This is a genomic window from Mesorhizobium sp. dw_380, assembly GCF_018588885.1.
GTDB lineage: Bacteria > Pseudomonadota > Alphaproteobacteria > Rhizobiales > Rhizobiaceae > Mesorhizobium.
In genome coordinates this window covers 47,294-54,473 of the sequence record NZ_JAFFIW010000042.1, presented here as the reverse complement: position 1 = coordinate 54,473, position 7,180 = coordinate 47,294, and the positions used below count along the sequence as shown (strand labels likewise).

The 7,180-nt window shown below is 62.4% G+C and carries 8 protein-coding genes; all 8 read right to left on the bottom strand.

The window, feature by feature from the left end; genetic code table 11:
* Positions 1-103: 103 nt before the first annotated feature.
* On the bottom strand, positions 104-892 hold the full coding sequence (locus tag JT360_RS27690; RefSeq protein ID WP_214475737.1) for a type I restriction enzyme HsdR N-terminal domain-containing protein: 789 nt from the start codon (positions 890-892) through the stop codon (positions 104-106).
* Positions 893-973: 81 nt separating this feature from the next.
* Positions 974-1,366 carry a RidA family protein gene (locus JT360_RS27685; RefSeq protein WP_214475736.1) on the bottom strand — a complete coding sequence of 131 codons (393 nt, stop codon included), beginning with the start codon at positions 1,364-1,366 and terminating at the stop codon, positions 974-976.
* A 145-nt stretch (positions 1,367-1,511) separates the two neighbouring features.
* A complete protein-coding gene (locus JT360_RS27680; RefSeq protein ID WP_214475734.1) occupies positions 1,512-1,976 on the bottom strand; it encodes a cupin domain-containing protein in 465 nt (154 codons plus the stop codon).
* A 328-nt stretch (positions 1,977-2,304) separates the two neighbouring features.
* Positions 2,305-3,048 carry a DUF899 family protein gene (locus tag JT360_RS27675; protein ID WP_214475732.1) on the bottom strand — a complete coding sequence of 248 codons (744 nt, stop codon included), beginning with the start codon at positions 3,046-3,048 and terminating at the stop codon, positions 2,305-2,307.
* Between the two features lie 141 nt (positions 3,049-3,189).
* Positions 3,190-3,753: a DUF4142 domain-containing protein gene (locus JT360_RS27670; RefSeq protein WP_214475731.1), complete on the bottom strand. Its 564-nt coding sequence runs from the start codon at positions 3,751-3,753 to the stop codon at positions 3,190-3,192.
* Positions 3,754-3,992: 239 nt separating this feature from the next.
* Positions 3,993-4,817 carry a carbohydrate ABC transporter permease gene (locus JT360_RS27665; RefSeq protein ID WP_214475729.1) on the bottom strand — a complete coding sequence of 275 codons (825 nt, stop codon included), beginning with the start codon at positions 4,815-4,817 and terminating at the stop codon, positions 3,993-3,995.
* Position 4,818: 1 nt separating this feature from the next.
* Entirely contained in the window at positions 4,819-5,733 is a 915-nt protein-coding gene (locus tag JT360_RS27660; RefSeq protein WP_214475745.1) for a carbohydrate ABC transporter permease, read from the bottom strand.
* Positions 5,734-5,780: 47 nt separating this feature from the next.
* On the bottom strand, positions 5,781-7,049 hold the full coding sequence (locus tag JT360_RS27655) for an ABC transporter substrate-binding protein (protein ID WP_214475727.1): 1,269 nt from the start codon (positions 7,047-7,049) through the stop codon (positions 5,781-5,783).
* Positions 7,050-7,180: the final 131 nt, after the last annotated feature.

Here is a 7,180-nt window from a genome sequence, read left to right as displayed (position 1 = left end):
AGATGAGGGGCAGCGCCACCTCTCAAATTGGACTGACAGAGTCAGGCTATCGCCAATCCAATCAAGCGAGTAACCGACAACCTTCTGGCTGCTTTTTTGGAGCTTAGCTCGCGACATCGGCGACGACCACTTTCGTGGCCTTGTTCTTAGCTCTTTCCAGCTTATTCGTAGCCTTCCGCATCCTGGCGACCGCTTCCTTCGCTTTGTCGCCTTCGATCGTGTCCCGCTTGATCACTTCATTTTCGACCAACAGAGATAGGTTCTCGTTGCCGACCTTTATGTCGGGAAAAAGCTTTCGGATTTCGCGGCGCACCACCGAAATCACTGCTTCAGACCGGATGATCGCCGAAACCGTAAACTTGTTGAACAGCTGGGCCTGCTGATGAAAGGCATCCATCGCATCGGTCGTCAGCCCTTCCTTGGCGTATAGGAAAAGGCACTGCAGATGGTCCTCATTCTTGGGATTCATCTCGGCAAGGACAATGCGGCAGACTTCTTCGTGGCTGATCTGGTTGGCCACATAAATCCGGATCAGGCGCCACTCGATCGCATTGGTCAGGATCACCCAGTGAATGCCTTGGTGAGCTCCATAATCAATAACCTGCCTCAGGTGATTATCGGCCAAGCTGCTGCCTGCTGATTTCACCTCGACAAGCAATCGCAGTTTTCCCGCGATCTTGATCGCGAGGTCACAGTACGTCGCCTTGATCTGATGTTCGGACGTCAGTTCGTCATATTTGTCGTAACCAAAGACATCAGCCAGGATGTCCTTGACCAAGGTAACCGTGTCAGCCTCCGCGACATCGGATTTTTGCTGAGCCAGCGTAATCCGCTGATACTTCTTGAGACTCGACGCAACCCGTTCGACGAATTTCTTCGGTAATTTGTTCAATGACTCACCCTCCCTATCCCCGACGGGAGTTGAGGACGAGTTTACTTGAAAGACAAGTAAAAACTTACGTTTCGCGACTACTCACGCCACCGCCACGCACTCAATCTCGATATCAAACTCCATCGGCCAAGACGCCACCGGCACAAAACTCCGCGCCGGCGGGTTCACCGAAAAATACCTGGCATAGACCCGGTTGATCGCATTGTAGAAACCGGAATTGACGGCGTAGATGCGCACCATCACCACATTGTCCAGCGAGGTGCCGGCCGCTTCCAGGCAGTGTTTCAGCGCCTTCAGCGATGCCTCGGTCTGCGTTTCGATGTCGCCCCTGACCAGTCTGCCGGTCGAGATATCGAGCGGCGGCATGCCGGACACGAAGACCTGCCCGGCGGCCTTGGTCACCAGCGACAGCGGCACGCCCAGGGCGCGGACGGCGGCCGACAGCACCGGCACCTCGATGACTTCCTTCTTCATGGCGATACCTCCCTTTGGTTGCGGAGAGCTTATCGCGCTATCGCACGAACGCCAGCCCTGAGCCCTGATCCAGGACCGGAACTCGTTGTTGTCTTGGGAAATCTCGTAGGGCGCTCCCCGCTGGCTCCAACATATGCGATTGCCCTCATCCCTGCCCCGGATAGGGCCTGCCGTCCTTATGCAAAAACCGTCCGTCGGAGCTCGGGCTCATCATGTCGATGTCGGAGCAGGTGATGACATCGTCCGGATTGCGCGAGCCGACCTCGAGGTAAACAGCCGTAACCGATGACCGGTTGATAATGTGATGGCCGTTGCCGCTGTTCTTGGCGAAGGTCGCGCAGTCGCCGGCCCTGAGCAGCGTCTCGCCGCCATCCTCGACCAGCGTCAGCTCGCCTTCCAGCATATAGACGAGTTCGTCCTCATGGCTGTGCCAGTGGCGCTGGCTCGACCAGCCGCCGGGCGGCAGCCTCATCGGGTTGACGCCGAAATCGGTGAGCCCGCCGGCATCGCCAAGGCGCCGCCGCGTGCGGGTGGCGCAAGGGGCGTCGAAGGGCGCGGGGTAGCCGGAGCCTTTGCGGACGGGCACGGATGCGAGGTCGAGTTTGGGCATGGCTGGGTTCCTCGAATTGATGGCGGCAGTCTAGACCAGGGCCGGTGTGGGCGCAGAGCCACCTTGCGGCACCGGGTTCGCCAAAGAGCGGAAGCATCCGCCGTCGCGCTCTACGGCGCCCCCTCTGTCCTGCCGGACATCTCCCCCACGGGTGGGGAGATTGGCAGCTTTGAGGCCGGCTCCTTTCTTGCAACGCTGAAAATTGGCGAAGGCCGTCGCGACATCCAATCTCCCCCCTTGAGGGGGAGATGTCCGGCAGGACAGAGGGGGGCGCCGTAGGGCGCTGACTTCGGACCGTTCGCGGGTCCCCCATGCACCGCAGGCCCTCCTACCGGCAACACCCCTCCCCATACTGCAGCTGCTCGTGCCAATCCGCCCTACCTTCCGGCGTGAAATCCATCAGGTTCCACAGGATCTCGCAGGTGCCGATGGCGCGCGGGTCCTGGCCGGGTTCGGGCGGCGCGAAGCCGAGTTCGGACGACCAGAAATGCCTGATCCCGTCGGCGTCGCGATGGAACACCGAGAGCAGCGGGATCTGCGCGCCGTCGGCATCCTCGGCATTGTAGTCGCGCTTGAAGCTGTTATTGGCCGACGAGACTAGCCGCATGTTCTTCCAGCCGCGATCGCGGCCGAGCGTGATGAGGTTTTCCAGCGCGGTTTTCGCCACCACGGCGAAGTTGAAACCGGCGGCCTGGAGATGCCCTACCGCGCCGTCGAACTGGTCGAGCAGCGCCGTGCAGGACGGGCATGGCTGGTCAGGTCGGGCAAGCTTCGCGGTGCCACCGCTGGTGGCGACATCGCGCGTTTCCTGGGGATGGCGCGGAAACATCATCTGGTAGAGGATCAGCAAATCCTTGCCCGGCGCGAACAGCTCTGACAGCTTTATATCAGCCGGCCTGCCATCGGCATCGAGCCCATCGAAAACATAATCCTGGCGGATCAGCCCGCCCGGCGGCAGCGCGCGCCGCGCCTCGGCGACTGCCTCCATGGCGCGGCGCAGTTCGATTTCCTTCTTCAGCAGCTTTTCGCGCGCGGTGCGGTATCTGGCGGATTCATTGGGAAAGGTGATCATGATCGGCTCCTTGCGTCGTCGCGCCGGCGTCCCGGCGCGGTTTCTCTTACGACCCAAGGACGTTTGGCTGCGTTCGCTTCCGACATTTTGCACAGGGCGGGATACCATGTATCTGGGCCGGATATCTGACCGGCAAAGCCGTCATCCCTGATGCGCGGCGCCCAGTTCCTTCACGTGCTTCTCGTGCATCTTCAGCATCGGCAGCGTCTTTTTGGCGAACTCCTTCATCGTCGGGTCGTCGCCTGACTTTGCATAGGTGCTGAACAGCGCCACCGCCTGCTTGTGCGCCTCGGTCTGCATCATGATGTATTTGGCGTCGAAGTCCTTGCCGCTGGCGCCTTTCAATTCGTCGAGCATCCGCTGCTCCTTGGGCTGCAGCGCCGGTCCGGCCGGCTTGATCGAGGCGGTGGTCTGGCCCTGGCTGAGTGCCGTCTTGAAATCGTCGCCGGCCTTGGTGTGGTCCTTGATCATCTGGCTTGCGAAGGCCTTGACGTCGGCCGATGCGGATTTCTGCTCGGCCAGCTTGCTCGACTGGATTTCAAACTCGTTGGCGTTGGGCACGGTCGTGACGAAGGTCTGGGTGTCGACCTTGTTGTCGGCCACCATCGGCGCGACCTGGTTGGATTTGGTGCCGTTCGATTGCGCAAGAGCGACAGGCGCGCAGGCCAGCAAGGCTGCGGCGGTCGCGGTCAGAAGCGTTTTCATCTGAAATCTCCGGTCCGGAATGGTCCCTCTGCCACCTCAACGCCGCACGTGCCGCCCGGTTGCGCCTGATAGCTAGCGCTACCCCGGCCCTTCGCTATGGCTCCCTGCCCTTCGGGCGTTCGAACCCTTTGAAACGTCCACTGGACGTTTCAATCCGCCAGAAGGGCAGACCGGGTTCTCACCGTTCGTCGCTTCAATCGACAAATCGTTGTCGATTGATCGGCTTCGCCGACCGCTCCTCACCCCTTGACCCCACCTGCGGTGAGGCCGGAGACGATCTTGCGCTGGAAGATCAGCACCAGCACCACCAGCGGCACCGTGACGATCACCGATGCGGCCATGATGTTGCCCCAGGGGATCTCGAACTGCGAGTTGCCGGACAGCAGCGCGATTGCCACCGGCACGGTGCGCTGCGCGTTGTTGGAGGTGAAGGTCAGGGCAAACAGGAACTCGTTCCACGCACCGATGAAGGCGAGCAGCCCGGTGGTCGCCAGCGCCGGCCACATCAGCGGCAGGAAGATCCGCGTGATGATGATCCAAGGCGTCGCGCCGTCGAGGATCGCTGCCTCCTCGACCTCGACCGGCAGGTCGCGCACGAAGGCGGTCAGCACCCAGACGGTGAACGGCAGCGTGAAGATCATGTAGGAGAAGATCAGCGCGAAGAGCGAATTGTAGAGGCCGAACATGCGCACCAGTTCGAACAGCCCGGCCAGCACCGCCACCTGCGGGAACATCGAGACCGACAGGATGGCGAACAGCAGCGCCGAGCGGCCGCGAAAGCGGACCCGCGCCAGCGCGTAGGCCGCGGTGACGCCGAGCAGCAGCGAGACCAGGACGACCGCGCCCGAGACGAACAGCGAATTCACCAAATTGCGCGCGAAACTGCCTTCGGTCAGCACGTTGCGGTAGTTGCCGAGACTGAACGTTTTCGGCCAGAGGTCGGTCTGGAACAGCTCGGTGCCCGATTTCAGGCTGGTGACGATGGCGTAGTAGAACGGGAACACCGCGACGAAGACGATTCCCGCGACCAGCAGATAGAAGGCCGTGCGCTTCAGGAGCCACATCTCAGCGGTCTCCGTCCAGGCTTAAGCGGCCGATCCGGATGGTGGCAATGGTCAGCAGGGCCAGGATCAGGAAGAGCAGCGTCGAGGCGGCCGAGCCATAGGCGAACTTGTCGAACTCGAACAGGTTCTCGCGGGCGAACACCGACATCGACTTGGTGTGCACATTGTTGGGCGTCAGCACATAGATCAAGTCGAAGATGCGCAGCGCATCGAGGGCGCGGAAGATCACCGCCACCATCACCGCCGGGCGGATCAGCGGCAAGGTCACCCGCCAGAAGATCTGCCAGGGATTGGCGCCGTCGAGCTTGGCCACCTCGATGATCTCGCGCGGCAGCATCTGCAGCGCGGCAAGGATCAGCAGCGCCATGAACGGCGTCGACTTCCAGATGTCGACGATCAGCACCGCCGCCATCGCGGTTTCGGCGCTGGCCGTCCAGGCGATCTTGGCGTCGATCAGGCCGAGGTTGAGCAGCACGACATTGATGATGCCGAACTGGTCGTTCAGCATCCACTGCCACATCTTGGCCGAGACGATGGTCGGGATCGCCCAGGGGATGAGGATCGCCGCCCGGACGATGCCGCGGCCTGGGAATTCGGCATTGAGCACGAGCGCGACGATCATGCCGAGGATGGTCTCGCAGGTCACCGAAACCGCCGTGAACCGCACAGTGTTCCAGACCGCGCTCCACCACACCGGGTCGACGAGCAGACCATCGTAGAGGACGCGGCCGCTCGGCATGCGGAGCACCGAGAAATAGTTGGCGAAGCCGACCCACTGGCGCGCGTCGAGATCGGCCAACGAGGCGTCGGTGAAGCTGAAATAGACCGTGCGCGCGAGTGGCCAGCCGGCGGCGGCGGCCAGCACCAGAAGCATCGGCGCCAGGAACAGCCACGCCGAGCGCACGCGCTGGCGCATCAGCTGCGAGCGCGTGCGGTGGGCGGTGGCGCCCGCCAATTCCCCGCTCACCAGCCGCGGCCCTTCAGCTTGGTCAGCATCGCTTCGAGATCGGCCAGATTGCCGGCGGCGGTGCCGTCGCCCGACAGCATGTTGTGAACGGCATTCCAGAACTGGCTCGACGCCTCGTTGTATTTGATCCTGGTCGCGGCTGAGGGACGCGGCACCGCGTTGAGAAAGATCTGCTTCCAGCGCGGAATGATCGGCTGTTTCCTGGCGATGTCGGCATCGTCATAAAGCGCCTGTATGGTCGGCAGGTTGGATGTCTTGAGCGCGCGGTATTTCTGCATTGCGGGCGAGGCGATGAACTTGACCAGTTCGATCGCGGCATCCGGGTGCTTCGAATATTTGGAGACCGCGAGGTTCCAGCCGCCGAGCGTCGCGACCGGCCGGGCGCTTTCGCCCGTGCCGGCCGGCAGCGGCGCCACGTCGAACTTGCCCTTGATCGGCGATCCCTCGCTGTTGCCGAGCGCATAGGCATAGGGCCAATTGCGCATGAACACCGCATTGCCGGTCTGCCAGACGCCGCGCGATTCCTCTTCCTGATAGGCGAGCACGCCGGGCGGCGCGATGGTCCCGACCCAGCCCTTGACCATGTCGAGCGCCGCCGCCGCTTGTCGGTTGTTGATGGAGATCGTGCCGTCCGGCTCGATGATCTGGCCGCCGCCATTCGACATCACCCATTCGAGCGCGTCGCAGGTCAGCCCCTCATAGGCATTGCCTTGGAAGACGAAGCCCCAGATATCCCGATTGCCGGCCGCACGCTCCTTGTCCATGACCAGCTTGGCGGTGTCGCCCAGCTCCTTCCAGCTGGCCGGCACCTTGGCACCGTATTTGTCGAGGAGGTCCTTGCGGTAGTAGAGCGCCGGCGCGTCGGTGAAGATCGGCAGAGCGACGAGCTTGCCGTTGACGGTCTGCGACTGGATGATCGAGGGGAAATGCCCGGCCACGACATCCCTGGTCGCAGCGGTCAGGTCGACGAGCTGGCTGGCGAGCTGCGGCGCCCAGATCACATCGGTCTGGTAGACGTCGATGTCGCTGTTTCCCGCGGCAAGCCACAGCCGATACTGGCCGAACTGGTCGGTCCCGGACGTCGGCATGACCACGATGCTGACCTTGTTGCCGCTGTCTTTCTCGTAGCGGTCGAGGATTTCACGCAGCACCTTGATGCCGTTGCCGGTGTCGCCCGACACGATCGACAACTCGACGGCCCGTGCCGGCGCGGCCATCATCATCGCCGCAGCCGCAAGCACCGCAAATGCGTGAATGAGCTTCATGGCGGTGGATCTCCTCTGGATCGGCGGCGCAGACTTTCCACGCGCCGGAAGCTCGTCGGATCCCTCCACCGTTCATTGAATGCGGAGCGGCGCCCTGGGTTCCCAAGCCACGCCGGTGATCGGCGATGGAC

Bases quoted from the DNA above. Each gene is read 5' to 3' on its own strand.
- JT360_RS27685 (WP_214475736.1), bottom strand. From the start codon at position 1,366: ATGAAGAAGGAAGTCATCGAGGTGCCGGTGCTGTCGGCCGCCGTCCGC.
- JT360_RS27680 (WP_214475734.1), bottom strand. From the start codon at position 1,976: ATGCCCAAACTCGACCTCGCATCCGTGCCCGTCCGCAAAGGCTCCGGC.
- JT360_RS27675 (WP_214475732.1), bottom strand. From the start codon at position 3,048: ATGATCACCTTTCCCAATGAATCCGCCAGATACCGCACCGCGCGCGAA.
- JT360_RS27670 (WP_214475731.1), bottom strand. From the start codon at position 3,753: ATGAAAACGCTTCTGACCGCGACCGCCGCAGCCTTGCTGGCCTGCGCG.
- JT360_RS27665 (WP_214475729.1), bottom strand. From the start codon at position 4,817: ATGTGGCTCCTGAAGCGCACGGCCTTCTATCTGCTGGTCGCGGGAATC.
- JT360_RS27660 (WP_214475745.1), bottom strand. From the start codon at position 5,733: ATGCGCCAGCGCGTGCGCTCGGCGTGGCTGTTCCTGGCGCCGATGCTT.
- JT360_RS27655 (WP_214475727.1), bottom strand. From the start codon at position 7,049: ATGAAGCTCATTCACGCATTTGCGGTGCTTGCGGCTGCGGCGATGATG.